Origin of the sequence: Massilia sp. IC2-278 (assembly GCF_020708045.1) — a bacterium.
In the GTDB taxonomy this organism is placed as follows: Bacteria; Pseudomonadota; Gammaproteobacteria; order Burkholderiales; family Burkholderiaceae_D; genus Telluria.
In genome coordinates, this window is sequence record NZ_JAJFES010000003.1 from 13,830 (window position 1) to 39,712 (window position 25,883).

Genomic DNA, 25,883 nt, shown 5'->3' on the forward strand with positions numbered 1-25,883 from the left:
AGACAGTACGAGCGTACGGCGAGACGAGGCAACGCAGCCATGGCGATTTTTTCACATGCTCTAACGTGGAGCGAGTTCCCCCAGATCGTCGTTCCCCATCGCCGGCAAGACCGGCGATGGGACCGGCGCTTTCGTATCGAGCAACACCGCTTCACCTTCCGGATTTTCCTGGCGCGAGATAGACGGCAACATGCCGGCCACGGCACCCGGTACCGGCGTCGCCGCACTACCGGCGCCCAGCGGAATGCTGGCACGCACGCAAGTCCCTACCCCGTTCACCCCGCGCTCGACCTCGAACTTCCCGCCCAGCAGCAAGGCCCTTTCCCGCATGCCCAGCAAACCGTGCGATTTCGAACGCGCGAACGCATCGGCCGGAATACCGATCCCGTCATCCGTGACTTCCAGGCCCAGCACCGCGCCCGCGCATTCGAGGTGGACGATCACGTTGCTGGCCTTGGCATACTTGGCGATATTGTTCAGCGACTCCTGCACGATGCGGAACAGCGCGATCGCATGCATGGGCCCGGCCGAGTCGATGTCGCCGTCGACCAGCACGTCGCAGTCGAGGCCGGTCACACGCGCGTAGTCTTCGCAGTAACTTTGCAAGGCCGCGCTCAGGCCCAGGTTGTCGAGCAGGCTGGGCCGCAGGTCCTCGACGATACGGCGTTTCAGTTGCACGGTGTCGACCAGGGTGCTGCGGGCCCGGGTCAGCATCGCCACCAGGTCGGGCCGGCTGCCGCGCAATTGTTCGGCCACGGTGTTCAGGTCCATGCCGATGGCCGTCAGGTTGGCGCCCATTTCGTCGTGCAGTTCGCGCGCCAGCTTGGTCTTTTCTTCTTCCGACACATGGATCAGGTGGCGCGACAGCACCGACAACTGCTCGGTACGGCGGGCAACGATGGACTCCAGCTGTTCGTTGGCTTGCTGCAGGGCGTGCTCGGCATCCTTGCGCGCGCCGAAGCTGCGCCGCACCAGGCGGTAGAACAGCAGCAGCACGGCAATTGCGGCGGCATTGATGCCCAGGCCCAGCATCACCGCGTGCCGGTACTGGCCATAAAAGGCGGCGCTGCGCGCGTTCAATAATTCGTTCTGTTCGCTCAGCATGATCACGACCTGCAGGCGGATCTCGTCGCTGTCGTTGTCGCCGGGCGCGCCGGTGATCGCCAGGATGTCCTCGATGCCGCCCTGGCGGTAGATCGTCATGGCCTGCTGCATCATGCCGAGCTGGCGCTCGACCAGGCTGCGCAGCTGCACCAGGTTTTTCTGTTGCGAGGAATTGTCGGCCAGCAGCGTGCCGAGCTTATCGAGCTGCTGGCCGATCCGCGCCGGCGCCGCCTGCACGCTACCCAGGTAGCTTTCCGAGCCGGAAAGGAAATAGCCGCGCAGATTGCTTTCCGCATCGGTGACCAGCAGGTTCAGGTGCTGCAGCTCGTCGGTGACCTGGGAGGTGCGCTCCTGCAGGGCGTTGGCCGCCTTCAGGCCGTCCAGGTTACGCAGCAGGAAATAACCATTCACCACCAGAATCAGCACGCAGGCAAAACACAGCAGCGTCTTGTAGAGCGGCAGCGCACGGGCCTGGGCCGGGGCCGGATCAGTGGTGAAATACATCGGTGGATTCCTTCGCGCAACTTAAGGGACGGGCCGATTATAGTCTGCCCGGCGCGCGGACGCAGCCAGACTGGACTGTAAGCGTGGGCGGAAGGACACAGATTGGGTGGCGGCGGCGGCGAACGCCGGGTACTGCGGAGCGGCTCCATGCAGCGGGCATGTTACCGGAAGGCACGGGCGAATCGTGCCGGATGCGTGCTTCGGCGGATGCGTGCTTCGGCGGCTGGCAACCGCTGGCGCAGCTATCATCGCCAAGCACGGACACCGGCCGCATCCTGAAGCATAAAAAAACGCCAGGGAAAACCTGGCGCTTTGTTCAATCCTGCTTAGTCGAGCAGGTTATTCTTCATGGCGTAATAGGTCAGGTCGCTGTTCGACTGCAGCCCCATCTTTTCCATGATGCGGGTACGGTAGGTGGACACCGTCTTGATCGACAGCGACAGCGCATTGCCGATGTCGGACACGGTCGCGCCCTTGGCCAGGCGCAGGAAGACCTGGAACTCGCGGTCCGACAGCTCTGTGTGCAGCGCGGTGTTCGGGTCGCGGTCGAAACTCTGGGCCAGCAGTTCGCCGACCGTCGACGAGACGTAGCGACGCCCTTGGTAGACGGTGCGCACGGCGGTTTTCAGTTCGTCGGCTTCGCATTCCTTGTTCAGGTAGCCGTTGGCGCCCATCTTGAACAAATTCAGCGCGTATTGCTGCGCCGGATAGCCGGAGAGAATCAGCACCGGCAGGTTCGGCTGGCCCTGGCGGATGGTGCGCAGGATATCGATCCCGCTTTGGTCGGGCATGGCGATGTCGAGCAACAGCACGTCGCAAATTTCGCGACGGGCGATATCGAGCGCCTCACGACCGGTGGCGCCCTCGGCGACGACTTCGAAATCGCCGGACGACGAGAAAATCTGTTTGAAACCTGCTCGAACTATCTGGTGATCGTCACAAATGGCAACGCGTATCATTGTCTTCCCTTAAATTTTCCTGGCACAGGAAAGAGCCGTGCGAACTTTTTTCGCGCCCCGGCTGTCATGCGTTGGATGAGCTAAGCGCATGTAACATTTTAGCACTCCCACGCCCCAGTACAACAGGCGCACGAATGCCTGAGTGTGAACTGCGCCCTGTCCCCGATTGCGCCTTGTCTTATGCCGGCCGCGGGCCGTCTTTCAGCAACGCGAGGATGCCGAGCAGGTCTTCGCGCAGCTTGGCGGTGTCGACCGCCGGCGCTTCCTCGACCTCCACCTGCTCGATGCCGCCGGCCAGGTCGCTGGCGCGGTTGTCGAGACGGTTGCGGGCGCCGCTGATGGTGAAGCCCTGCTCGTACAGCAACTCGCGGATACGCCGGATCAGCAACACTTCGTGGTGCTGGTAGTAGCGGCGGTTACCACGTCGTTTGACAGGCTTCAGCTGAGTAAATTCCTGTTCCCAGTAGCGCAGCACATGCGGCTTGACCCCGCACAATTCGCTGACTTCGCCGATCGTGAAATAGCGCTTGGCCGGGATCGGCGGCAGCGCGGCGAGTTCATTCTTGTTCGGACGGTCGTTCATGGCTCACTCAGGCAGCGCGCGCCAGCGACGCCGGGCTGGTCTCTTCGACCATGCCCTTGAGTTTCTGGCTGGCGTGGAAAGTCACGACGCGGCGCGCCGTGATCGGGATCTCTTCCCCGGTTTTCGGATTGCGGCCCGGCCGCTGCGGCTTGTCGCGCAACTGGAAGTTGCCGAAGCCCGACAGCTTGACGGCCTCGCCGCGCTCGAGCGCGTTACGGATTTCGTCGAAGAAGGTTTCGACCATGTCCTTGGCTTCGCGCTTGTTCAGGCCGACCTGCTCGAAGAGCAGCTCGGCCAGTTCGGCCTTGGTCAGGGTCGGCAGGTCGCGTTCGGCTTCCTTCCGTACCCGTGCCACTTGCATCGCACGATGCAGGTCGGCCGCCAGTGCCTCCTGGAATACGGCCGTATCAACGTCGTTATTATTAATTTTGAAGCCCTGCCTTCAGATCAAACGTTTTGGACGAAGTAATCGCAGCGTTCATGCGGTATGGCCGCAATGACGCCGCGATGCTTTCAATTACCCGCGCAGTTTTGCGCTGTGTTTTTCTTTTGCGGCCTCAGCCACGGCAGCCATCAAGGCCTCCACGGCATCGTCCTGCAAGGTCGATTGAGTATCTTGCAAGCTAAAGCGGAAAGCAAGCGATTTTTCGTCCGCTTCCAGACCCTTGCCGCGGTATTCATCAAACAAAACAACGGCTTGCAAGATCTTGCCGTTCGGATGGGCGGCGGCCGCGGCAGTGAAACTGTCGAGCACGGCCTGGGCCGGGACGTCCTGTTTCACGACCAGGGCGAGGTCACGGGTGGCGCCCGGGAACTTCGAAATCTCGGTGTAGCCCGGGACCACGCGCGCCGTCAGCGCGGCGGCATCGACCTCGAACAGCACCGGGGCCTGCGGCAGGTCGTACTTCTGCAGCCAGCGCGGATGCAGTTCGCCGATGAACCCGACGGCCTGGCCGTCAAGCTCGACGGTTGCGCAGCGGCCCGGATGCAGCGCCGGGTGCTCAGCCTTATTGAAGCGTACCACACGTGGCGCGAACAGGGCTTCCAGGTCGGCTTTCACGTCGAAGAAGTCGACCGCGCGGGTGGCCACGCCCCACTGCTCGTCCACGGCCGGGCCGTAGGCGATGGCGCCCACGCGCTTGGGCTGCTCGAAGCCGGCGACGGCCAGCGGGCCGTCGGCAACGGCGTCGTTGCGCTTGAAGATGGCGCCGACTTCGAACACGCGCACGCGGCCGGCTTTCCTGTTCAGGTTGTAGCGCACGTTGGCCAGCAGGCCGCCGATCAGCGTCGAGCGCATCACGCTCATCTGGCTGGCGATCGGGTTCTGCAGCTTGATCGGTGCATCGTTGCCGGCGAAGTCCGCTTCCCACGCGCTTTCCACGAAGCTCATGTTGACCACTTCCTGGTAGCCGAGGTCAGCCAGTTGATGGCGCACGGCGAACAGCGAGCGGGTGTTTTCCGGCGCGATCAGCATGGCCGACGGGGCCACCGGTGGATTCGCAGGAATGTTCTCGAAGCCATACACGCGCGCAACTTCCTCGATCAGGTCTTCCTCGATCTCGATGTCGAAACGGTAGGAAGGCGCGGTGACCGAGAACTGACCTGCGCCGTTTTCGTCCACCTGATGGGTGAACGGCAGGCCCAGGCGGGTAAAGATGTCGGCGATCATTTCGTCGGTGACGGCCACGCCGATGACCTTCGCGGCGCGCGCGGTGCGCAGCACGACCGGCTGGCGTTGCGGCAGGTTCACGACCTGATCGTCGACCGGGCCGACTTTGGTGTCGGCGGTGCCGCAGATTTCCACGATCAGCGCGGTGATGCGCTCGATGTTTTCCACCGTGTGGGCGAAATCGACGCCGCGCTCGAAACGGTGCGAAGCATCGGTCGAGAAATTGTATTTGCGGGCACGGCCCTGGATGGCGTTCGGCCACCAGAATGCCGCTTCCAGGTAGACGTCGGTCGTGTCGAGCGTGACGGCGGTGGAGTCGCCGCCCATGATGCCGGCCAGCGATTCGATTTCCTTGTCGTCGGCAATCACACCGACCCACTCGTCGACTTCGACGGTATTGCCGTTCAGGAGCTTGAGCGATTCGCCCTTCTTGCCCCAGCGCACATCAATGGCGCCGTGGATCTTGCTCAGGTCGAAGACGTGCGACGGCTGGCCGATCTCGAGCATGACGTAGTTCGAGATGTCGACCAGTGCCGAGACCGAACGCTGGCCCGAACGTTCCAGGCGGCGCTTCATCCATTCCGGGGTGGCGGCGCGCGCGTTCAGGCCACGGATCACGCGGCCGGTGAAGCGGCCGCACAGGTCCGGCGCCGAGATTTTCGCCGGCAGCACTTCGTCGGTAGTCACGGTGACCGCGCGTGCGCTCGGCAGCGACAGCGGCGAGCCGGTCAGGGCCGACACTTCGCGCGCCACGCCCAGCACCGACAGGCAGTCCGCCTTGTTCGGGGTCAGCTTGATGGTGAACTTCAGGTCGTTCAGGCCGAGGTAGTCGCGGATGTTGGCGCCGACCGGAGCGTCTTCCGGCAACTCCATCAGGCCGCTGCTTTCTTCCGAAATCTTCAGTTCCTTTGCCGAGCACATCATGCCCTGCGACTCGACGCCGCGCAGTTTACCGACCTTGATCTCGAAAGGTTTGCCATCGGCGCCAGGCGGCAGCACGGCGCCGGCTTTCGCGCAGATGGCCTTCATGCCGGCGCGCACGTTCGGGGCGCCGCAGACGATGTTCAGCAGCGTGCCGGTGCCGACGTCGACCTGGCAGACGTTCAGGCGGTCGGCGTTCGGGTGCTTGGCCACTTCCACCACGTGCGCCACCACCACGTTCGAGAACGGCGGCGCGACGGCTTCCACTTCCTCGACTTCGAGGCCGGACATGGTCAGCAGGTGGGCCAGTTCGTCCGAATTCATTTTCGGATCGACCAGGGAACGGAGCCAGTTTTCGGAGAATTGCATAATCTTTTTACCTTGTAGCTGCGCTATTTATCAGGTTTTCTTATAAATGGATGAGGAAGCCGGAGCGTGCTCGACGGCTTCCATCATGCCCATTCTTAATTGAACTGCTTGAGGAAGCGGAGATCGCCTTCGTAGAACAGGCGCAGGTCGTTGATTCCATAACGCAGCATCGTCAGCCGCTCGAGGCCGGAGCCGAACGCGAAGCCGATGAATTTTTCCGGGTCCAGGCCGAAGTTGCGCACCACGGTCGGGTGCACCTGACCGGCGCCCGACACTTCCAGCCAGCGGCCCTTCAGCGGACCGGAACCGAAGGCGATATCGATCTCGGCCGACGGTTCGGTGAACGGGAAATAGGAAGGACGGAAGCGCACCTGCAGATCGTCGGTCTCGAAGAAGGCCTTGACGAAGTTCAGGTAGACGCCCTTCAGGTCGGCGAACGAGATGTCTTCGCCGATCCACAGGCCTTCGACCTGGTGGAACATCGGCGAGTGGGTGGCATCGCTGTCGACACGGTAGGTGCGGCCCGGGGCGATGACCTTGATCGGCGGCGTGTGGGTGCGCGCGTAACGCACCTGCATCGGGCTGGTGTGGGTGCGCAGCAGCAGCGGCTTACCGGTGCTGTCCTGGCCTTCGATGTAGAAGGTGTCCTGCATCGAACGCGCCGGGTGGTTTTCCGGGCTGTTCAGGGCGGTGAAGTTGGTCCAGTCGGTTTCAATTTCCGGGCCGTCGGCCACGTCGAAGCCGATCGAGCGGAAGATCTGCTCGACGCGTTCCCAGGTGCGCATCACCGGGTGAATGCCGCCGACCGCGCGGCCACGGCCCGGCAGGGTGACGTCGATGGACTCGGCGTTCAGGCGCTGCATCAGCTGGGCGTTCGCCAGGTCGTCGCGGCGCGCGGTCAATGCCTTTTCGATTTTTTCTTTGGCGGCATTGATCAGGGCGCCTTGCGCCTTGCGCTGTTCAGGGTCGAGCTTGCCGAGACCCTTCATCAGTTCGGTGATTTGGCCGGTTTTGCCGAGGTATTTCGCTTTTGCGTTTTCCAGCGCGGCTGCATCCTGGGCAGCGGCGAAATCGGTCCCTGCGACGACGACGAGTTCTTCCAGCGAGTTCATGCTTTGTTCTTTTCCTGTTTTTGGGTGGCGGGAGGCGCCACAATCAAAAACGGGGCACAGGTGTAGCACCGTGCCCCGCTCTCTGCCCCAACGTTACCGCAGGGCTGGTCTTGCAAACCGGATGCTAATTAGGCAGCCAGCTTGGCCTGGACGGCAGCGACAATCGCGGCGAACGCCGGCTTGTCGTGCACGGCCATGTCGGCCAGGACTTTACGGTCCAGTTCAATCGCGGCTTTTTTCAGGCCGTTCATGAAGGCGCTGTAGGTCATGCCGTGCGAACGCGATGCTGCGTTGATACGGGTGATCCACAGTGCGCGGAAGACGCGCTTCTTGTTGCGGCGGTCGCGGTAGGCGTACTGGCCAGCGCGCATGACTGCTTGCTTGGCAATACGGAATACCTTGCTGCGGCGGCCACGGTAGCCTTTGGCAAGCGCAAGAACTTTCTTATGACGGGCACGTGCAGTAACCCCACGTTTTACTCGAGGCATATTCGCTCCTTAGTGTGAGATTAAGCAGATGGCATCATGCGGTAGACGCTGGTCACGTCCGACGCATTGATGTTACGGGTGCCGCGCAGCTGGCGCTTGTTCTTGGTGGTCTTCTTGGTCAGGATGTGACGCTTGAACGCCATACCCGATTTGACAGTACCGCCCGGACGCACGCGAAAACGCTTCTTCGCGCTGCTTTTGGTTTTCATTTTTGGCATAGTCATCTGTCCTCGCGGACAGCCTCATATGTAACAGGATTGCAGGTGGCAGCGGCGCTGCTCTTAGATGCCTACTTTCACTTGTTTTGCAGCAGGTGCTGGACCCACTACAACCTGCTTCGAAAAACAGGAACCGCAGATTCTAGCACAGGTCGTAGGGAAATTGTGTTGCAGTTGTAGGGTGGACACCTGTGTCCACGCTGTATAGCACGGATGAGTTATCGAAACGTTCTCACATGCCGACCGATCAGGCCTGCGGCGATGATGTGCGCTATGCATCGGCACGACCGCGTGGGCACAAGTGCCCACCCTACGAAAGCCCACCAATCATGCGCAGCCATCCGAAAATCGACGCCGCACAAACGAACAAAGCCGGGCCCGGCGCTGCAGCTCACACTGCGGCGCCGGACCCGGCCTGGCTAGACCAACGCGAAAGAATTACTTTTTCTTCTTCGGCGCGATAATCATGATCATCTGGCGGCCTTCCATCTTCGGGAACTGCTCGACCTGGCCATACGGCTCGAGGTCGCCCTTCAGACGTTCGAGCATACGGAAGCCGATGTCCTGGTGGGCCATTTCGCGGCCGCGGAAGCGCAGCGTGATCTTGGTCTTGTCGCCTTCGTCGAGGAACTTGATGAGGTTGCGCAGCTTGATGCTGTAGTCGCCTTCATCGGTACCCGGACGGAACTTGACTTCCTTGACCTGGATGATCTTCTGCTTCAGCTTGGCTTCGTGGGCCTTCTTCTGCTCGGAATACTTGAACTTGCCGTAATCCATGAGGCGGCAGACCGGTGGATTCGCGTTCGGCGCGATTTCCACCAGGTCGACGTTTTTCTCCTCGGCCAGACGAAATGCCTCAGCCAGGCTCACAATGCCCAGCGGCTCGTTGTCCACCCCGGAGAGACGCATTTCCGGGTAAGTAATTTCGCCATTGATGCGATGCGACTTGTCAGTAGCTATGTTGTTTCCTTTTAATGTCTGAATGACCGGCCGGCGTTATTTGGCTTTGGAGGAAACCTCGCCCAGGAGGCGCTCCAGCAGGGCATCGACGGACATCACGCCCAGATCGACATTGCCCCGTGCACGCACGGCCACGGTGTTTGCTTCGCGTTCCTTGTCGCCAACGACCAGGATGTATGGCAGTTTTTGGACGGAATGCTCACGTATTTTATAGGTAATCTTCTCGTTCCGCAAATCAGCGTGAACGCGCAGGCCGGCTGCCTTCAGGCGTGCTTCCACCTCTTTCACATACGTTGCCTGTGCGTCAGAAATGTTGAGAACGGCTACTTGTACCGGAGCCAACCACAGCGGCAGCGCACCCGCGTAGTTCTCGATCAGGATGCCGATGAAGCGCTCCATCGAGCCCACGATCGCGCGGTGCAGCATCACCGGCACCTTACGCGAATTGTCTTCCGCAACGTACTCGGCGCCAAGACGGCCCGGCATCGAGAAGTCGACCTGCATGGTGCCGACCTGCCATGGACGGCCGAGGCTATCCTTCAGGTGGTACTCGATCTTCGGACCGTAGAAGGCACCCTCGCCCGGCAGTTCCGTCCACTCCACGCCGCAGCCGCGCAGCGCCGAACGCAGCGCTTCCTCGGCCTGGTCCCAGACTTCGTCGGAACCGATGCGGTTATCCGGACGCAGGGCGATCTTGACGTCGATATTGTCGAAGCCGAAATCGTCGTAGACCTTCATCGCCTGGGCATGGAAGGCAACCACTTCCGGTGCGATCTGTTCTTCGGTACAGAACACGTGGCCATCGTCCTGGGTAAAGCCGCGCACGCGCATCAGGCCGTGCAGCGCGCCCGAGGACTCGTTGCGGTGGCACTGGCCGAATTCGCCGTAGCGCAGCGGCAGGTCGCGGTAGCTCTTCATGCCGGCGTTATAGATCTGCACGTGACCCGGGCAGTTCATCGGCTTCAATGCATACGAGCGATTCTCGGAATCGGTCGTGAACATGTTGTCGCGATAATTGTCCCAGTGGCCGGTTTTTTGCCAGAGGGTGACGTCCAGGATCTGCGGCGCCTTGACTTCGTTGTAGCCGGTGACCTGGTAGGTCTTGCGCATGTACTGCTCGACCTGCTGCCAGACGGTCCAGCCCTTCGGATGCCAGAAGATCAGACCCGGCGCTTCTTCCTGGAAGTGGAACAAATCGAGCTGCTTGCCGAGTTTACGGTGGTCGCGCTTTTCGGCTTCTTCCAGCATGTGCAGGTATTGCTCCTGGTCTTCCTTCTTGGTCCAGGCGGTGCCGTACACGCGCTGCAGCATTTCGTTCTTCGAGTCGCCACGCCAGTAGGCGCCGGCCAGCTTCATCAGCTTGAAGACCTTGATCTTGCCGGTCGATGGCACGTGCGGGCCGCGGCAGAGGTCGGTAAAGCCGCCTTCCGAATACAGCGACACGTCCTCGTTCGCCGGAATCGAGGCGATGATCTCGGCCTTGTAGTCTTCGCCGATCGATTTGAAATAGGCTACCGCCTCGTCGCGCGGCAGCACCTTGCGGGTGACCGGCTCATCCTTCTTGGCCAGCTCCACCATTTTCTTTTCGATGGCTTGCAGGTCTTCCGGGGTGAATGGACGCTTGTACGAGAAGTCGTAGTAGAAGCCGTTCTCGATGACCGGGCCGATGGTGACCTGGGCTTCCGGGAACAATTCTTTTACCGCATACGCCAGCAGGTGGGCGGTCGAGTGGCGGATGACGTCCAGGCCCTCGGGATCCTTGTCGGTGACGATGGCCAGGTCGGCATCCTGCTCGATCAGGAACGAGGTGTCGACCACCTTGCCGTTGACCTTGCCAGCCAGGGCAGCCTTGCCGAGGCTGGTAGCGATGCTGCTGGCCACCTGGGCGACAGTGACCGGTCCTTCGAATTGACGGCTGGAGCCGTCCGGAAGTCGCACATTCAACATTTTGATCTCCAATGGCGCCTGATGCGCCTGCTAACATTGATAAATTTGAAACTGAAAAAGTCGGGACGAAAAAAAACGCGCACCAGGCGCGTTATTTTCAGTGTTGTCGAGTTTCTTCGAGCAAAAGGCCACCGTACCGCGTCTAGCGATTCCCCCACAACCAGGTTGTAGTTCGCGGTGTCATAACCGTTTGTGCCTTTCTCGCTCTTACTGTGACGACAAGAGCGGAAAACCGGAGTTTCCCGCACTGTCTTTGTATTCTGGTGGGCGGTGCAGAATTCGAATCTGCGACCCCTTGGATGTCGACCAAGTATTCTAACCAGCTGAACTAACCGCCCAATGAGGAGCATTATAGGGGCCGCGCGCCGACCGCGCAAGGGTTGTTCGGAATTAAGTATTTCTGCGATGCCGGAAGGAGCGCCCTGCTTCCGTCCAGGCCGATATCCATTACACTTGCCAGTCGTTGAATCCACAGTATCAGCCATGTCTTCCCAGCACGCCGCACCGCCGACTTCCGAACACCTGCACGCCCACCTCGACGGCGATGCCCAGCATGGCCACTACATCGAGGCGCGCAGCCAGAAGGCGATGGCCTTTGCCCTGACGCTGACGCTGCTGTTCGCCCTGGTCGAGGTGGTGACCGGTTTCGTATCGAACTCGCTGGCCCTGATTTCCGACGCCGGCCACATGGTGACCGATGCCGCGGCCCTCGGCCTGGCCCTGCTGGCGCAATTGATTGCCAAGCGCCCGCCGTCGAGCCGGCATTCCTTCGGCTTCGTGCGCGCCGAGGCGCTGGCCGCCTTCGTCAACTGCCTGGCAATGCTGGCCCTCGTCGCCTGGATCGTCTACGAGGCGGTGCAGCGCCTGACCCACCCGGAACCGGTGCAGGGTGGCGTGGTATTGATCGTCGCCGCGCTCGGCGCCTGCATCAACATCGCAGTGGCCTGGGTGCTGTCGCGCGACACGGAGAGCATCAACACGCGCGCGGCCCTGGTCAACGTGATGGGCGACCTGCTCGGCTCGGTGGCTGCGATTGCCGCCGGCGCCATCATCTACTTTACCGGCTGGGTGCGGATCGACCCGATCCTGTCGATCTTCGTGTCGCTCCTGATCCTGAAGTCCACGGTCGGCATCCTGCGCGAGTCTTACCACTTCCTGATGGAAGGCGTGCCGCACGGGATCGATTATTTGCAGGTCGGCGCCGACCTGGCCGCGGTCGAGGGCGTGCTGTCGGTGCACGACCTGCACGTATGGGACATGTCGCCCGGCCACCCTGCCCTCATCGGCCACCTAGAAATCGCCGACCTGGGCGAATGGCCTATCGTGCTGCGCCGCGTGAAGGAAATGCTGCTGGCCAGGCACGGCATCGACCACGTGACCCTGCAGCCGGAAGCGCTGGACGGCAAGCCCTTGCAGGCAGTGTAAGTATCCTCCGACTCCGGCTGGGTGCGCACGCCGATAGAAGGCGCGCTTGCGCTTCGTGATAATCGGTGCATGGACGATACTACCGAGCATCTTGCCGATCACCTCAGTGATCATATTAGTGATCACCTTAGCGAGCACGTCTTCGACACCCTGGTCATCGGCGGTGGCCCGGGCGGGCTGACCGCTGCCATCTACCTGCGCCGCTTCACGCGCAACATCGTGGTGGTCGACAAGGGCAATAGCCGCCTGTGCCTGATTCCCGTCTCGCACAACTATCCCGGCTTTCCGGAAGGCGTGCCCGGCGGGCAGCTCCTCGTGAATCTCACCGAACAATTGAAGCGCTATGGCGGCGAGGTGCGCCATGGCGAAATCACCGGCCTGCGCCTGGAAGACGGCATCTTTGTCGGCGACTACCTCGACGACAACGGCAAGACCCGCCCGATCCGCGCGCTCACCGTTTTGCTGGCCACCGGCGTGGCCGATGCCGGCTTGCCGGTTGAGCGCTGGCACGACGCGGTGGCGGCCGGCGCCGTGCGCCTGTGCCCCGTCTGCGACGGCTACGATGTGATGGACCGCCGCATCGCCGTCGTCACCTCGGAAACCAACCCGGTCGGCCATGCCCTCTTCATGCGCTCGTTCAGCGCCGACGTCACCCTGTTCGACCGCGGCGAAGAATCGATGCTGAACGACGACGAGCGGCGCCAGATCGAGGCGGCCGGCGTGAAATATGTCGAGTCGCCGCTGCTGGGCGTGACGCTCACCGACGACATGAAGCCGGTGCTCAATACCGCCGATGGCGAGAGCCGCACATTCGACGTGTTCTATCCGATGCTGGGCGAATCGGCACGCTCGAAGCTGGCGGCCGATCTGGGCGCCGAGACGGCGGAATGCGACAAGCTGGTGGTCGACGACCATGGGCGCACCAAGGTGCCGGGGCTGTATGCGATCGGCGACGTGGTGCGCGGCCTGAACCAGATCGCGGTGGCGGCCGGCCAGGCGGCGATTGCGGCCACCACGATTCACAATGCCTTGCCGTGGGCGCTGCGCCCCAGCCCTGGGACCAGTTCGAGCGCTAGCGCAGGCACCAACCCCAGCGCCAGCCCGGCAGACCAGCAGCGCGCGGCCTGACCCGCGCCCGCTTGCCTCCCTTTCCCGTCAGCCTTCCTGCCCGGGAACGGCGCCGGCCTGCGCACGCTCCAGCATGCGTTCGAACTCCGCCACCGGCAAGGACCGGCTGAACAGGTAGCCCTGCACTTCGTCGCAGCGGCGCGCATGCAGGAAGTCGCGCTGCGGCGCCGTTTCCACGCCCTCGGCAATCACGCGCATGCCGAGGTCGTGGGCGAGCGAAATGATGGCGCCTACCATGGCGGCGCTGCCGGCATCGGTCTCGATGTCACGGACAAAAGACTGGTCGATCTTCAGCACGTCGACCGGGAAGCGCTTCAGGTAGGCCAGGCTCGAATAACCGGTGCCGAAGTCGTCGATGGCCAGCTGCACACCCATGGCCTTGATCTCCTGCATGGTGGCGATCGCCAGTTCGACTTCGTCCATGACCAGGCTTTCGGTCAGCTCGAGTTCGAGGCTGGCGGCATCCAGCCCCGACTCGCGCAGCGTCGCCGCGATCAGGCCGGCCAGCCCGGCCTCGCGGAACTGGCGCGACGACAGGTTCACGGCCACGCGCAAGGGTCCGTATCCGGCGCGCTGCCAGGCGGCCGCCTGCAGGCAGGCGCTGCGCAGCGCCCAGGCCCCGATCGGCACGATCAGGCCGGTGTCCTCGGCCAGCGCGATGAAGCGATCCGGGCGCATCATGCCCAGCTCCGGATGGCGCCAGCGGATCAACGCCTCCATCCCGATCACGCGGCCGGTGGCGAGCAGGATCTGCGGCTGGTAATGCAGCTCGAACTGGTTGCCGGCCAGGGCCACGCGCATGGCGTCGGCCAGCGCCAGGCGCTCACCGACGCGCTCGTTCATGCCCGGCAGGTAGAAGCGCGCCGTGTCGCGGCCTGCCTCCTTGGCGCGGTACATGGCAATCTCCGCGTGCTTGACCAGGGTCTCGGCATCGCGGCCGTCGGCCGGAAATGCAGCGATGCCGGCGCTGCAGCTGAGATGGAAGCGCCGTCCTTCATCCTCGAACGGCTGCCCCACCGCGCGCAGCACCGCGTCCACAGTCGCCATCAACTGGTCTTCGCCGCTGCGCTCGATCAGCATCAGCACGAATTCGTCGCCGCCGGTGCGCGCCACGGTGTCGTCGGGCCGCACCGCCGCCGCAATGCGCTGCGCCGCCTGCTGCAGCACGCGGTCCCCAACGGGATGTCCGAGGCTGTCGTTGACGTACTTGAAGTGGTCGAGGTCGAGCGCCACCACCCAGCCCTGGCGCCCGTGCTGGCCGGCGAACACCACGGCGCGCTCGATGCGGTCGCCCAGCAAGGCGCGGTTCGGCAAGCCGGTCAGGGTGTCGTAGCGCGCCCGGTGTTCCAGCTCGGCCTCGTAGCGCTTGGCGGTGGTGACGTCGTATTCGGTGATCACGAAGTGCTCGGTGCGGCCGTCGGCGCCGTGCACCGGGGCCACGTAGACCTCGGCGTACAGTTCACTGCCGTCCTTGCGGCGCAGGCGCAGCAGCGCATGGCCTTCGCGCTCCTCGCGCATGGTGTTGTGCAGTTCGTGCACGGCGGCCTGCTCGGGCAGGCCGGCGATCAGCTCGTCGAGCGGAAGCCCGGTCAGTTCATCCTTGCCGTAGCCGCGCATGCGCATGAAGGCCGGATTCACGTATTCGATCGGATAGCCGGGCTTGGTGGCGTCGGCCAGGATCACGCCGTTGGCGCTGGCGTCGATGGCGCGGAAGTACAAGCGCATGGTTTCCGAGGTGCGGCGCAGGTCGGCGGTGCCCAGTTCCACCAGGCGCTCGACGCGCCGGCGCCGCGTGACGCTCGCATGCACGTAGGCGGTGACGGCCAGCGTGCAGACCAGACTGAGCACCAGCAGGACGCTCGAGCCCAGGTGCACCGCCGCCGTTTCGCGTGCCCGTGCGCGCAATTCCCAGCCCTGGCCATACACGTCGAAGCGCTCGCTGCGCTCGACCAGGTGGGCGCCCAGCAGCTTGCCCCACCAGGCCGGCTCGTCGGGTTCGGCATTGCCGTAGCGCGCGACTTCGAGCATCGTGCTCTCGCCGTCGACCTGGCCCGCCAGGACCACCTCGACGCCGCGATGGCGCAGCAGGTTAGCGCTCAGCAGCTTCTGCTCGATCAGGCTCGCCACGTCGATCACCACCTCGGTGATGCCGGCGGCCCCGCCCGGCCCGGCGCCGCCGTTGCGGGCATCGCCGGCAAGCGGCATGGCGATCACGATGCCGTGCCCGCCGCGCGGTTCGATCAGGGGCACCACGCCGCTGGCGGTCCAGGCCTTGCGCGCCAGCGTACGGTCGACCAGCGCGCGGTGCGGGCCGAAGGCCCAGATGTCGTAGCCGTGCGCGACGTGCTCCACCGGTTCGGGAATGATCTTGTCGAGCGGCAGGTAGAGGGGACGTGCGGCGGCAGGCTCGAACCCGGCGCCGCGGCGCTGGCGAATCTGGAAGTCGGGCCAGTGCGCGCGGCGCGCGGCCTCGTAGGCGGCGCGCTCGTCGGCGCCCACGAAGCGGTACACGGCCAGGGCCTGGATATAGGGATGGGCGCCGGCCAGGGGCGCGGCGAAGCGCGCAAACTGTTCGTCGCCGACCTGCGCGGTCGAGCCAAGCAGCAGGTTGATGGCGCGCATCGCTTCGGCGGCATCGTCGAAGCTGCGCGCCACCGCCGCCACCCGCGCCTGTACCCGGCGGTCGACATCGAAGTCGTTGCGGGCGTGTTCCGAGGCCTGGAGGATGCTAAACAGCAGCCAACTGAGCGCGACACCGCACAACAGGGTGGCGATCGTCGCGGGATGCAGGGCGCGCACCCGCCCGATGCTGGAAGCGCTCATGGTGGCCATGCGGCCAGTCTAGCAGATGCATGGCGAATAAAGGCCGCGTTCGTTCCACGCCAGCCACGGCGCGGCGCGTTCAGCGCACGCCCGACGCCAGCGCGATGCGCCGCCTGATCCGCTCCAGCGCCGCCGTGTCGCCCGCTGCCTGCGCCCGCTGTTCCGCCACGCCCAGCCACATCAGCAAGGGGCGGCGCCAGCCCTGCTCCGACGCGGTATCCGTGGCCGCCTCGATGTCGGCCGGGGACATTTTCCCCGCCTTGAACAGGGCGCCGGCCGCCACCAGCCGCGCCAGGGGATCGGCCACGCCCTTCAAGGAACCGGACGCCACCACCGGCCGGTGCTGCTCCGGCAGCGCCGCCGCATCCAGCCCCTCCCAGCGCCCGCCGATATACGCCGCATACGCACGCTGCTGCGCCGTCGCGTCCGGCGCCAGCGCCGCAAACCCGGGGCAATCGTCGAACTCCAGGCTGGCCGCCAGCGTGGCGCAGCGTACCAGCTCGACCTGCGCCACCAGTGCCGGCTGCCCGGTGCTGGCGGTCTCGCGCCGCGCGCGCGCGAATTCGGCGTTCGCTGCGGCGGTATTCCCACGCAGGTAGTCATCGGTAAATCCATCGAGCGCGTCTTTCGCATCGGCCTGCCAGCTCGGCGGCGCGGGTTGGCTGGCGCAGCCGGCCAGCAGCAGCGCGGCCAATATCCAAGGCATCTTCATGGCAGCTTGATCTCCTGCTTCGCCTGGCCGAATGGCCACTTGCGGTTGATCTCGTCGACCAGCCGGTTCACCTTGCGCAGGCTGGCGTCGACCTCGCCGCGCAGTGCGCCCAGGTCTTCGGTGGCCACGCGCGCGTTCGAGCCGATGGCCTGGGCCTCGACCAGCACCGCGTCCACTTTCTTCAGCGTGCCGCGCGCATCCTGCAGCACGCCCTGCAGCTCGACCACGGCTGCCTGGGCATCCTCGACCATGCCCTTCTTGCCGTACAGGCGCTGGTCGGTTTTCGCCAGCAGCGTGTCGAGGCGCTGCAGGGTCTGCACGAACTTGCTGGCTTCGTCGTCGCCCAGCGCGCCGCTCAGCAAGCCGTACTTGCCGGACAGGCGCCCGGTGATGGCCTGGATGTTTTCCAGGCTGCCGCTCATGGCGGAACCGTCGGCCGTCAGGTTCTCCAGGTTGTTCAGCAGCGAACGGGCAGTCGCCACCAGGCCCGGGATCTCGGCCGTCACGTCGCCGCGCAGCACCGGGCGGATGGCGTTGTCGGGCAGCGGCGGATCGTCGAGCACGCCGCTGAAGGCGCGGATGCGGGTCTCGCCCACCACGCTGCGTTCCAGGGTGAACACGCTGGAAGTGCGCAGCCATTTCGCGTCGCCCTTCGAGACGTCGATCACGATGTGCACCTTGCCGTCCGCGCCCAGGTCGACCAGGCGCACGCGCCCGATCGGGAAGCCGGCAAACGTCATGTCCATGCCGGGGATGACGCCTTCGGAGTTGTCGGTTTCCAGCACCAGCTTCTGGGTCGGCTCGAACACACCGCGCGCGTACATCACGTACACGACAAAGCCGATGATCAGCGCGGCGATCACCGCCAGCAGGATCATCGCCTTGGTTTCCACGTGGGCCGGTTCGTCTTGTAAGGTGTCGGTCATGGTGTCAGATGTATTTGATGGCAAGCGAGGAGCCTTCGATCAGCAGCAGCACGAACAGCAGGCGCAGCGCGCCGGGCTGCACGTTCGAGGCCAGCCGCCGCGGGTAGCGCTGCAGTTCGAGGATGGCGGCGGTCGGGATCACGGCCACCGCCAGGCCGAACAGCACGGTCTTGAGCACGAAGCCGATCGTCACCACCGGCTCGAACACGCGGCCGACGGTGCGGGTGTAGTCGGGCAGGCCCCAGGGCGAGAGGCCGTAGACGTTCAGGTAGGCCAGCACCAGCACGATGGTGGAGCTGACCATGGCCAGGCTCAGCACCGAGAAGGCGTTGGCGAACAGCTGGGGAACGAGGTCGCGCCGCAGGCGGCGCAGGGCCTCCGTGGTGATGGCGTCGGTCGGCAGGCCGGCGCGCGCCAGGCCCAGGATCGAGGAGTCGAAGGCCATGCCGGCGCGCAGGGCGGCGAACAGGGCCGCCGACAGCGGGATCAGTTCCAGCACCAGCACGCGCACCACCATTTCCAGGGCATAGCGCGACAGGCCGTAGCTGAGCGCCGTCACCAGCACAATGCGGATGATGACGAGGCTGATCAGCGCCGAGAGCAGCGTGAACCAGGGCAGGACCTTCCAGGTGCCGGTGTAGACGTAGTAGGCGGTGGCGTGGCGGCTGGCGCGGCTGTAGCTCGAGGGCGTCAGGGCCGTGACCAGGGCGATGGCGCCGAGGTGGAACATGTACCACCAGCTGCGCAGGTAGCGCACGAAGGCGGCGCCCCAGAGGCTGGGGCGGGTGGCGAGGTTGACGGTGCGGCGCATGATCATGCGATCGCCCTCCCTGCCACGCACGGGGGCAAGATCGTGGGCCGCAGGCCCGACCGTTTGCACGGCCGCTGGCCCTTCACGCTTCCGCGTGGGCACGGGGTGCCCACCCTACGCCCGGCGTGCTTCATGCACGCTCGGGACCTCGCCGATCGCGGCCAGCGCCTTTTGCAGCTGGCTGGTGGAACCCAGTTCGGCGGTGAAGACCATGCGCGCCTGGCCTTTCGTGGTCTGCGTGTTCACGCCCGTCACGTTGATCTTCTCGCGCGAGAAGACTTCCGAGATATCGCGCAGCAGGCCCTGGCGGTCGCTAGCGAGGATGAAGATGTCGACCGGGTAGACGGTTTCGCTGCCGAGCGTGCCCCATGCGGTCTGGATCACGCGCTCGGGCGCCTTGCTGCGCATTTCGGCGAAGTTCTTGCAGCTCTGGCGGTGGATCGACACGCCCTTGCCGCGCGTGACGAAACCGACGATCGGGTCCGGCGGCGCCGGCTTGCAGCACTTGGCCAGCATCGTCATCAGGCCCTCGGTGCCGACCACCAGCACGCCGGACTTGGCGCCCTGCTCCACGCTCGAGGCGCGGCTCTTGTTGACGACCGCCGCGTCTTCCAGCGGCGGCGCCTCCACCGCGTCGTGCAGCGCCGCTTCCACGTGGCGCAGGCTGAACTTCTCCTTGCCGACCGCGATGAACAGATCGTCGACCTTGGCAAAGCCCAGCTTGTGCGCCAGCGCTTCCAGGTTCACGGCTGTCTTGCCCTCGCGCTGCAAGGACTTCTCGACCAGCGCCCGGCCCTGCGACAGGGTCTCGGCCAAATCGAGCGCATGGAACCAGGCGCGGATCTTCGAGCGCGTGCGGCTGCTGACCGTGTACTCGGGGCTGAGCCAGTCGCGCGAAGGCCCGGCGCTGCCGGCCGGACCCTTGGCGGTGATGATCTCGCAGGTCTGGCCGTTGCGCAGCGGGGTGTTCAGGGGCACCATGGCGCCGTCGATCTTGGCGCCGCGGCAGCGGTGGCCGACCTCGCTGTGCAGGTGATAGGCGAAGTCGATCGGCGTGGCGCCGACCGGCAGTTCCAGCACCCGCGCCTGCGGCGTGAGCACGAAAATGCGGTCGTCGAGCGTGGTCGCCTTGAGTTTCTCGACCCACTCCTTCTGCACGTCCTCGCCGGCCACGGCATCGGCGACGTCGCTCTTCCAGGCCAGCAGCTGGCGCAGCCAGGCGATCTTTTCGTCGTACTTCTCGCCCTTGAAGTTGGAGCCGCCCGACTCTTTATAACGCCAGTGCGCGGCGATGCCGTACTCGGCGAAGTTGTGCATCTCCTGGGTGCGGATCTGCACTTCCAGCGGGCGCCCGTCCTCGGCCGTGACCACCGTGTGCAGCGACTGGTAGCCGTTCGGCTTCGGGCGCGAGATGTAGTCGTCGAACTCCTTCGGGATCGGGGTCCAGATGTTGTGCACCAGGCCCAGCACCGAATAGCAGGTCTTCACATCGGGGACGATCACGCGGAAGGCGCGCACGTCGTAGAGCTCGGAGAAATCGAGGTCCTTGCCGCGCATCTTGTTCCAGATGCTGTAAATGTGTTTTGGGCGCCCGCTGACCTCGGCCTTGATGCCGGCCGATTTCAGCTCGCCTTCGAGGCGGTCGATCGAGGACTGCACGAAGCCTTCGCGCGCCATGCGCTTTTCTTCCAGCATCTTGGCGATGCGTTTATACGTATCCGGCTGCAGGAAGCGGAACGACAGGTCTTCCAGCTCCCACTTCAGCTGCCAGATGCCAAGACGGTTCGCCAGCGGCGCATACAAATCCATCACCTCGCGGCCGTAGTCGCGGGTGGTGTCGTCGAAGCGCTTCTGCTCGGCAAACCAGCGCAGCATGGTGGCGCAGGACGACAGGCGCACCAGCACCACGCGCATGTCCGAGGCCATGGCCAGCAGCATCTTGCGCAGGGTTTCGATGTGCGCCGCCGCCTCCTGGGCCGCGTTCTTGCCGCGCCCGAGCACCGGCTGCGCCACGGTCAGGTCGCGCAGGCGGATCAGCTGCTGCACGCCGCGCACCAGCGTCGCCACCTCGCTGCCGAACAGCTGCTCCAGCGTCTCGACGATGGCCGGCTCGAACATCGCCAGCTCGAACAGCAGGCCGGCGATGCGCGTTTCGACATCGCTGCGCAAATAGGCCAGCGTGCCGGCCACGCCCAGCGAGAACTCGAAGGCGTTCTGGTGCGACGCCAGGGTGCGTTCGCCATAGGCGGCCGCGGCATAGTCGAGCGCATGCTGCACGCGTGCGCATTCATCAACGCTGAGGCCCTGGACGAGCTGGGTGGTGGCGTCGCCGAGGGCGGCGGTGGAAACCATCGTTTAGCGCAGTGCGGCGGTGACGACGATCTCCACCAGGCAGGCCGGGTTGGCGAGCTTCGATTCGACGGTGGCGCGCGGCGGCGTGTGGCCTTGCGCGACCCACTCGTCGTAGACCGCGTTCATGCCGGCGAAGTGGGCCATGTCGGCGATGTAGATCTGGCACATCAGGATGCAGGTCTTGTCGCTGCCGGCTTCGGTCAGCAGGCGGTCGACGTGGCCCAGCACTTCGCGGGTCTGGCCCTCGATGTCCTGGGTGGTGTCTTCGGCGATCTGGCCGGCCAGGTAGACGGTGCCGTTGTAGACAGCGGTTTCGGAGAGGCGTTTGCCAACGTGGTAACGGGTGATTTCCATCTTCTTCTCTTTCTAGAACGTGGGGCTTTGGATGAACCTCAGCCCAGTAAAAATTCGCGTGCAAGCGCGATCTGGTCGGCATGCACGAAGGTGGGCGCGTGGCCGACGCCGGGGAACTCCACCAGGCGCGGACGCGGGCCGCGCGTCGTCATTTCCAGCGCCGTGGCGTGCGACAGCAGGTCGGACAGTTCGCCGCGCACCAGCAGCGTCGGGCAGCGGATCGCATCGAATGCGCGCCACAGGGCCGCCTGGCCCAGCTCGGCGCGCGCGGCGGTGACGGCCTTGAAGGGTTCGGCCAGCGCCAGGTCGTAGTGGCGCACCCACTCGCCGTTCGGCGCCTGGCGCAGCACGTCGTCGGCCAGCTTGCGCCATTCCTCGTCGGAGTGCGGGCCGAACGAGCTTGACACATCGCGCACGAAGCGCGCGCCGGATTCGAAGTCCGGAAAGCGCAGGTCCTGGCCGATGTAGTCGGCAATGCGGCGCATCGCGGCTTCGTCGAGCACCGGGCCGATATCGTTCAGCACCAGCTTCGCGATCGGCGTTTCCGGCAGCGAGGCCAGCACCATGCCGATCAGGCCGCCCATCGAGGTGCCGAACCAGTCGACCCGGTTGTCTTCGCTATCCGCAGTCACACGGGCGATCAGCGTGACCATGTCGGCCACGTACTGCGGCACCGCGTACAGCTGCGGGTCGCGCAGGTGGTCGGAACGGCCGCGCCCGGCCACGTCGGGGCAGACCACGCGGTAAGTGTCCGACAAATCGCGCGCCAGGGCGTCGAAATCGTCGGCCACGCGCGTCACGCCATGCACGCAGACCAGCACGCGCGGGTTGGCCGGATCGCCCCACTCCTTGTAGGCGATGCGGTGCAGGCCAGCCCGCGAGCTGCACTGCACATGTTTGATCCTCGCTTCGCTCATCCCGCCTCCATGATGCAATATTGTCTGCCTGTTCAGCCGCAACCGACATTTTAGCTGGCAGTGCGATTAGAATTCTACCAATTCCGAGCAGGCACCTTGAACACCACTTTAAAGAGGGCAGCATGAACGTCAGCACCAACACCAGCGCAAGGATGTTAAGCGGTAAAACGGCACTCGTCACCGGCTCCACCTCGGGCATCGGCCTCGGCATCGCCCGTGCCCTTGCCGAGCAAGGCGCGAACATCGTCTTCAACGGCTTCGGCGACGCCCAGCAGATCGAAAAGCTGTACACCGACGTCGGCCAGGAATTCGGCGTCCAGACCGGCTACCACAACGCCGACATGTCGAAGCCCGCCGAGATCGAAGCCTTGATGCGGTTTGCATCCGATAAATTCGGCGGCGTCGACATCCTGGTCAACAATGCGGGCATCCAGCATGTGTCGCCGGTCGAGGACTTCCCGGTCGAGAAGTGGGACGCCATCATCGCCATCAACCTGACCTCGGCCTTCCACACCACGCGCCTGGCCCTGCCCGGCATGAAAGCGAAGAACTGGGGCCGCATCATCAACCTGGCCTCGGTGCACGGGCTGGTGGGCTCGGCGCAGAAGTCGGCGTATGTGGCGGCCAAGCACGGGCTGGTGGGCTTTACCAAGGTCACGGCTCTGGAGACCGCGCAGACCGGCGTCACCTGCAACGCGATCTGCCCGGGCTGGGTGCTGACGCCGCTGGTGCAGAAGCAGGTCGACGACCGCGCCGCCCGCGAAAGCGTGTCGAACGACGAGGCGAAGCGTGCGCTGCTGGCGGAAAAGCAGCCGTCGGGCGAGTTCGTCACGCCCGACGAACTCGGCGCGCTGGCGGTGTTCTTCTGCTCGCCGGCCGGCGCCCAGGTGCGCGGCGTGGCGTGGAACATGGACGGGGGCTGGGCCGCACAGTAAGCGGTGCCGGGCCGTCACGCGGCATCGTAGCCCAGCGCCTCCAGGCGTTGGCGCAAGACGGCATCCTCCTTGCGCCGGCCGCTAAAAAAGGCAAGCGCTTTCAAGCTTGGCGGGCGCGGCTGCCGCATGAAAGTATCGAAGTCGAGCGCCGTGCCGAAGATCCGCAGCGCTTGCAGGCGGGGCAGCAGCGCCAGTCCGTCCAGCCGCGCGAAGCGCTTGCAATTGAGGATGCGGATGCGTTCCAGCGCCGGCATCTCCTCGGAGATGTCGAGCCCGGTGATCTGCAACTGGTCGCTGATGCTGAGCCGCTCCAGCTTGCGGAAGCGGCTCAGCGGCCCGAGCGCATTCAGTCCCTTGACCATCGTGATCTCGAGTTCCCGGATCGGGCTGTCGACGATCTCGTCCAGGTTCGTGCGTCCGCCGACGATCAAGGCGAGTTTGCGCAGGCGGCGTAGTTCGTTGACGAAGGCGATGCCGGCCTTGCTGGGCAGGCGCAGCGTCAGTTCGGCCATGTGTGCCAATTGGCCGACGGTAGCGATGTTCTTCGTGTGCCCGGCCAGGAACAGCCTTTGCAACGCCATGGCATGGCGCAGGTGCTGCAGGTCGAATCCTGCGCGGCGGGTTTCTCCCAGGTCGAGGCGGGTCAAACGGTGCAGGTTCGGCCACGCCAGGAAATCCGGCGCGTCGAGTTCGTAGATACCGATCCGCAGGCGCGCCAGGTGCTGCAGCGTTTGCACACTGTCGAAGTGCGACACCGTTTGCAGGCAGTCGAGCGACAAGGATCGCACCTCGGGCAAGTGTGCCAGCACGCGGCAATCGACGGGGTGGCTGTAGAAGCGCACCTCGAGCGCGTCGCCGAATTCGCGGCAAGCCGCGTTCAGTTCCTGTAGCAGCGCGCCATCGGCCTGGCTGGCATGCGCGAACTGGATGACCACGTGTTCGCCACCTTCGATCAGGCTGTGGATGGCGTTGCGGTCGATACTGTCCGGGCTGTCGATTCGGGTAATGCGCTGCACAGGCTCCTCCTTTTTACTCACCCAATGCTAGCGCGAATTGGATGAGCCGGTCAGCGTTTTCGACGTCGTGGCGGGCCGGGGTACGGCCGCGTATGCGACAATCCTGCCCTCCCCGTTTTTCAGGCAATTCGCAATGCAGCACTTTGAACGGCGGCGCGACCGCTTCGACCTCTTCGACCGCATGGACAGTCCCGCGGTCAACCTCTGCTTCACGATGGACCTGCCGGATTTCCGGCCCTGGTGCAAGGCGCAGGGCCTGCCGCCCTTCCACGTGCTGCTGTGCGCCGTGCTGCGCTCGGTGCTGGCGATTCCGAATTTCCGTTACCGCGTGTTCGAGGGCGAAGTCATCGAGATCGACCGCCTGATGCCCTCGTTCACCGTCACCAACCAGCACCACGACCTGAATTTCGCCCTGTTCGACTGGTCGGACGACTTGCGCGAATTCGTACGGCGCGGCGTGGCCTCGCGCGACCAGGCCGGCGCCATGTTGGAACTGAACAATGCCTATGCCGGCCTGTCGCCGCGCCAGATGAAAGACCAGGTCTTCATCACCTGCATACCCTGGCTCGACTTCACTTCGATCCAGCACCCGGCCGCCACGCTGGGTTCGCCCGACATCCCGTCGCTGGCCTGGGGCAAGTTCAAGGATGGCCCGAATGGACGCCTGGCGCTGCCGTTCTCGGTCCAGGCCCACCATGGCTTCGTCGACGGCTACCACATCCACCAGCTGGCGCAGCAGATCGCAGCCGAGCTGGAAGGCTTCATGCAGTAAATCGCGGCAAGCCGAGCTTCATGCGGAACGCGCAAGGCGCGCGGCAGCTGCGCTGGCCGCGTGCTACGTCCCTAGCTGCCGGTCGACCCCGCCGCGACGTTCTCACGGCCGGACTCAGCCCGGTATTTGGTCATGCTCGGCATCGGTTGCTCCAGGATGTACTGGATGTCCTGGCCGGTTGCCTTCAGGACCTTGATACGCATGCCCTTGAACCCAATCGCCGCGGTACCGTCTTTCTGCAGTTCATACGATACGTCCTGGGTGAACGCCGGGCGCGCAATTCCATGCGAATATTCCCGGTACGAGATTTTTACTTCGCCCTTCGATGTCCCCTGGTACAGGACATCAACAAAGAAATCGTCCGGGTTCTCCGTTTCCGTCTCGGTGACGCTCACCTCGTACGGGATCGGCGCGGAAACGGGGAACATCCCCGCATAGTGCGGGAACAAAGATCGGGTGAATTCCTGGTTCTTGCCGATATCGGCCAGGCAGCCCAGGACGTTCCGGTCTCCGAAAAACCCTACCACACCTGTGTTTTCCGTCGTAAAACAAAGCATTGGTATGCCGCCTCGTACCAGCATTTGGCCACCGTAGCCAGCCTTTACCGTGAGCACATAACCCCGATCCATCTTGCTGCTTCCGCCAGCCTTCAGGACCGCCTGGTAACGTTTCGAGACGGTGCGGATGCCTTCCTTGTACAGAGATTCCCCAACCTCGGCTGTGCTGACCTCACCGATCGCGGGCCGCAGGAAATAGCTGGTCGCCTGCTCTACGCGGTCGACGGGAGGCGCGACCCGTGCCGGGGCTGCATGTGAAGCAAAAGAGGCGGCGAACGCCACGCTGAAGAGCATGGCTTTAGAGTTGTTATGCATGGGCTG

General features: G+C 64.3%; 23 protein-coding genes and 1 tRNA gene. 4 read left to right on the top strand and 20 right to left on the bottom strand.

Features of this window, described 5'->3' with window-relative positions; genetic code table 11:
• Window positions 1–60: 60 nt before the first annotated feature.
• The 11 genes from LK540_RS07785 to LK540_RS07835 all read right to left on the bottom strand — a co-directional run bounded on the left by LK540_RS07785 (window position 61) and on the right by LK540_RS07835 (window position 11,172).
• The gene (locus LK540_RS07785; RefSeq protein WP_229436603.1) at window positions 61–1,608 is read right to left on the bottom strand and encodes a CHASE3 domain-containing protein; all 1,548 of its coding nucleotides are present in this window, start codon (window positions 1,606–1,608) and stop codon (window positions 61–63) included.
• Window positions 1,609–1,934: 326 nt separating this feature from the next.
• The gene (locus tag LK540_RS07790) at window positions 1,935–2,567 is read right to left on the bottom strand and encodes a response regulator transcription factor (RefSeq protein ID WP_005667428.1); all 633 of its coding nucleotides are present in this window, start codon (window positions 2,565–2,567) and stop codon (window positions 1,935–1,937) included.
• A 178-nt stretch (window positions 2,568–2,745) separates the two neighbouring features.
• Entirely contained in the window at window positions 2,746–3,150 is a 405-nt protein-coding gene (locus LK540_RS07795) for a MerR family transcriptional regulator (RefSeq protein WP_229436604.1), read from the bottom strand.
• A 7-nt stretch (window positions 3,151–3,157) separates the two neighbouring features.
• Window positions 3,158–3,511, bottom strand: coding sequence for an integration host factor subunit alpha (locus LK540_RS07800; protein WP_229436605.1), 354 nt, complete (start codon window positions 3,509–3,511; stop codon window positions 3,158–3,160).
• Window positions 3,512–3,667: 156 nt separating this feature from the next.
• Complete coding sequence (pheT, locus tag LK540_RS07805) at window positions 3,668–6,109, bottom strand: phenylalanine--tRNA ligase subunit beta (RefSeq protein ID WP_229436606.1); 2,442 nt, start codon at window positions 6,107–6,109, stop codon at window positions 3,668–3,670.
• Window positions 6,110–6,204: 95 nt separating this feature from the next.
• Window positions 6,205–7,221 carry a phenylalanine--tRNA ligase subunit alpha gene (gene pheS / locus LK540_RS07810; protein WP_229436607.1) on the bottom strand — a complete coding sequence of 339 codons (1,017 nt, stop codon included), beginning with the start codon at window positions 7,219–7,221 and terminating at the stop codon, window positions 6,205–6,207.
• A 128-nt stretch (window positions 7,222–7,349) separates the two neighbouring features.
• Window positions 7,350–7,709, bottom strand: coding sequence for a 50S ribosomal protein L20 (gene rplT, locus LK540_RS07815; RefSeq protein ID WP_192052139.1), 360 nt, complete (start codon window positions 7,707–7,709; stop codon window positions 7,350–7,352).
• Window positions 7,710–7,729: 20 nt separating this feature from the next.
• Window positions 7,730–7,927 carry a 50S ribosomal protein L35 gene (gene rpmI / locus LK540_RS07820; protein WP_026354218.1) on the bottom strand — a complete coding sequence of 66 codons (198 nt, stop codon included), beginning with the start codon at window positions 7,925–7,927 and terminating at the stop codon, window positions 7,730–7,732.
• 438 nt (window positions 7,928–8,365) lie between these two features.
• On the bottom strand, window positions 8,366–8,911 hold the full coding sequence (gene infC, locus LK540_RS07825) for a translation initiation factor IF-3 (RefSeq protein WP_374041346.1): 546 nt from the start codon (window positions 8,909–8,911) through the stop codon (window positions 8,366–8,368).
• A gap of 12 nt (window positions 8,912–8,923) precedes the next feature.
• Window positions 8,924–10,834, bottom strand: coding sequence for a threonine--tRNA ligase (thrS, locus tag LK540_RS07830; protein WP_229436610.1), 1,911 nt, complete (start codon window positions 10,832–10,834; stop codon window positions 8,924–8,926).
• A gap of 261 nt (window positions 10,835–11,095) precedes the next feature.
• Window positions 11,096–11,172: transfer RNA gene (locus LK540_RS07835), tRNA-Val, on the bottom strand.
• A gap of 145 nt (window positions 11,173–11,317) precedes the next feature.
• On the opposite strand from LK540_RS07835, the gene LK540_RS07840 reads away from it, so the two are divergent.
• Together LK540_RS07840 and LK540_RS07845 are read left to right on the top strand one after the other, a co-directional pair.
• Window positions 11,318–12,259, top strand: coding sequence for a cation diffusion facilitator family transporter (locus LK540_RS07840; RefSeq protein WP_229436612.1), 942 nt, complete (start codon window positions 11,318–11,320; stop codon window positions 12,257–12,259).
• Between the two features lie 69 nt (window positions 12,260–12,328).
• A complete protein-coding gene (locus tag LK540_RS07845) occupies window positions 12,329–13,387 on the top strand; it encodes an NAD(P)/FAD-dependent oxidoreductase (RefSeq protein ID WP_229436614.1) in 1,059 nt (352 codons plus the stop codon).
• Window positions 13,388–13,414: 27 nt separating this feature from the next.
• On the opposite strand, the gene LK540_RS07850 is transcribed toward LK540_RS07845, so the two are convergent.
• The 7 genes from LK540_RS07850 to LK540_RS07880 all read right to left on the bottom strand — a co-directional run bounded on the left by LK540_RS07850 (window position 13,415) and on the right by LK540_RS07880 (window position 22,282).
• Entirely contained in the window at window positions 13,415–16,210 is a 2,796-nt protein-coding gene (locus tag LK540_RS07850; protein ID WP_229436615.1) for an EAL domain-containing protein, read from the bottom strand.
• 79 nt (window positions 16,211–16,289) lie between these two features.
• Window positions 16,290–16,922 carry a hypothetical protein gene (locus LK540_RS07855; protein WP_229436617.1) on the bottom strand — a complete coding sequence of 211 codons (633 nt, stop codon included), beginning with the start codon at window positions 16,920–16,922 and terminating at the stop codon, window positions 16,290–16,292.
• A complete protein-coding gene (locus LK540_RS07860) occupies window positions 16,919–17,848 on the bottom strand; it encodes an MlaD family protein (RefSeq protein ID WP_229436618.1) in 930 nt (309 codons plus the stop codon). Before LK540_RS07860 ends, LK540_RS07855 begins: the two co-directional genes overlap by 4 nt.
• Window positions 17,849–17,852: 4 nt before the next feature.
• Window positions 17,853–18,659, bottom strand: coding sequence for an ABC transporter permease (locus tag LK540_RS07865; RefSeq protein WP_229437122.1), 807 nt, complete (start codon window positions 18,657–18,659; stop codon window positions 17,853–17,855).
• Window positions 18,660–18,773: 114 nt separating this feature from the next.
• Window positions 18,774–21,011 carry a bifunctional (p)ppGpp synthetase/guanosine-3',5'-bis(diphosphate) 3'-pyrophosphohydrolase gene (locus LK540_RS07870; protein WP_229436619.1) on the bottom strand — a complete coding sequence of 746 codons (2,238 nt, stop codon included), beginning with the start codon at window positions 21,009–21,011 and terminating at the stop codon, window positions 18,774–18,776.
• A gap of 3 nt (window positions 21,012–21,014) precedes the next feature.
• Complete coding sequence (locus tag LK540_RS07875) at window positions 21,015–21,365, bottom strand: RidA family protein (protein ID WP_229436620.1); 351 nt, start codon at window positions 21,363–21,365, stop codon at window positions 21,015–21,017.
• Window positions 21,366–21,403: 38 nt separating this feature from the next.
• Window positions 21,404–22,282 (bottom strand): alpha/beta fold hydrolase, encoded by an 879-nt coding sequence (locus LK540_RS07880; RefSeq protein ID WP_229436621.1) that lies wholly within the window; start codon window positions 22,280–22,282, stop codon window positions 21,404–21,406.
• A 152-nt stretch (window positions 22,283–22,434) separates the two neighbouring features.
• Between LK540_RS07880 and LK540_RS07885 the strand changes: the two genes are divergently transcribed.
• Complete coding sequence (locus tag LK540_RS07885) at window positions 22,435–23,217, top strand: 3-hydroxybutyrate dehydrogenase (protein WP_229437123.1); 783 nt, start codon at window positions 22,435–22,437, stop codon at window positions 23,215–23,217.
• A 14-nt stretch (window positions 23,218–23,231) separates the two neighbouring features.
• On the opposite strand, the gene LK540_RS07890 is transcribed toward LK540_RS07885, so the two are convergent.
• A complete protein-coding gene (locus tag LK540_RS07890; RefSeq protein WP_229436622.1) occupies window positions 23,232–24,233 on the bottom strand; it encodes a hypothetical protein in 1,002 nt (333 codons plus the stop codon).
• Window positions 24,234–24,366: 133 nt separating this feature from the next.
• Here LK540_RS07890 and LK540_RS07895 point away from each other — a divergent pair, with 133 nt between their 5' ends.
• Window positions 24,367–25,005, top strand: coding sequence for a CatA-like O-acetyltransferase (locus LK540_RS07895; protein WP_229436623.1), 639 nt, complete (start codon window positions 24,367–24,369; stop codon window positions 25,003–25,005).
• 71 nt (window positions 25,006–25,076) lie between these two features.
• Here LK540_RS07895 and LK540_RS07900 read toward each other — a convergent pair whose 3' ends face one another.
• Window positions 25,077–25,877 (bottom strand): hypothetical protein, encoded by an 801-nt coding sequence (locus tag LK540_RS07900; RefSeq protein WP_229436625.1) that lies wholly within the window; start codon window positions 25,875–25,877, stop codon window positions 25,077–25,079.
• Window positions 25,878–25,883 lie beyond the last annotated feature (6 nt).

What these genes read in the sequence shown, in the direction of transcription:
- LK540_RS07785 (WP_229436603.1), bottom strand. Translation starts at nt 1,608, where the DNA reads ATGTATTTCACCACTGATCCGGCCCCGGCCCAGGCCCGTGCGCTGCCG.
- LK540_RS07790 (WP_005667428.1), bottom strand. Translation starts at nt 2,567, where the DNA reads ATGATACGCGTTGCCATTTGTGACGATCACCAGATAGTTCGAGCAGGT.
- LK540_RS07795 (WP_229436604.1), bottom strand. Translation starts at nt 3,150, where the DNA reads ATGAACGACCGTCCGAACAAGAATGAACTCGCCGCGCTGCCGCCGATC.
- LK540_RS07800 (WP_229436605.1), bottom strand. Translation starts at nt 3,511, where the DNA reads ATGCAAGTGGCACGGGTACGGAAGGAAGCCGAACGCGACCTGCCGACC.
- pheT (WP_229436606.1), bottom strand. Translation starts at nt 6,109, where the DNA reads ATGCAATTCTCCGAAAACTGGCTCCGTTCCCTGGTCGATCCGAAAATG.
- pheS (WP_229436607.1), bottom strand. Translation starts at nt 7,221, where the DNA reads ATGAACTCGCTGGAAGAACTCGTCGTCGTCGCAGGGACCGATTTCGCC.
- rplT (WP_192052139.1), bottom strand. Translation starts at nt 7,709, where the DNA reads ATGCCTCGAGTAAAACGTGGGGTTACTGCACGTGCCCGTCATAAGAAA.
- rpmI (WP_026354218.1), bottom strand. Translation starts at nt 7,927, where the DNA reads ATGCCAAAAATGAAAACCAAAAGCAGCGCGAAGAAGCGTTTTCGCGTG.
- thrS (WP_229436610.1), bottom strand. Translation starts at nt 10,834, where the DNA reads ATGTTGAATGTGCGACTTCCGGACGGCTCCAGCCGTCAATTCGAAGGA.
- LK540_RS07840 (WP_229436612.1), top strand. Translation starts at nt 11,318, where the DNA reads ATGTCTTCCCAGCACGCCGCACCGCCGACTTCCGAACACCTGCACGCC.
- LK540_RS07845 (WP_229436614.1), top strand. Translation starts at nt 12,329, where the DNA reads ATGGACGATACTACCGAGCATCTTGCCGATCACCTCAGTGATCATATT.
- LK540_RS07850 (WP_229436615.1), bottom strand. Translation starts at nt 16,210, where the DNA reads ATGAGCGCTTCCAGCATCGGGCGGGTGCGCGCCCTGCATCCCGCGACG.
- LK540_RS07855 (WP_229436617.1), bottom strand. Translation starts at nt 16,922, where the DNA reads ATGAAGATGCCTTGGATATTGGCCGCGCTGCTGCTGGCCGGCTGCGCC.
- LK540_RS07860 (WP_229436618.1), bottom strand. Translation starts at nt 17,848, where the DNA reads ATGACCGACACCTTACAAGACGAACCGGCCCACGTGGAAACCAAGGCG.
- LK540_RS07865 (WP_229437122.1), bottom strand. Translation starts at nt 18,659, where the DNA reads ATGCGCCGCACCGTCAACCTCGCCACCCGCCCCAGCCTCTGGGGCGCC.
- LK540_RS07870 (WP_229436619.1), bottom strand. Translation starts at nt 21,011, where the DNA reads ATGGTTTCCACCGCCGCCCTCGGCGACGCCACCACCCAGCTCGTCCAG.
- LK540_RS07875 (WP_229436620.1), bottom strand. Translation starts at nt 21,365, where the DNA reads ATGGAAATCACCCGTTACCACGTTGGCAAACGCCTCTCCGAAACCGCT.
- LK540_RS07880 (WP_229436621.1), bottom strand. Translation starts at nt 22,282, where the DNA reads ATGAGCGAAGCGAGGATCAAACATGTGCAGTGCAGCTCGCGGGCTGGC.
- LK540_RS07885 (WP_229437123.1), top strand. Translation starts at nt 22,435, where the DNA reads ATGTTAAGCGGTAAAACGGCACTCGTCACCGGCTCCACCTCGGGCATC.
- LK540_RS07895 (WP_229436623.1), top strand. Translation starts at nt 24,367, where the DNA reads ATGCAGCACTTTGAACGGCGGCGCGACCGCTTCGACCTCTTCGACCGC.
- LK540_RS07900 (WP_229436625.1), bottom strand. Translation starts at nt 25,877, where the DNA reads ATGCATAACAACTCTAAAGCCATGCTCTTCAGCGTGGCGTTCGCCGCC.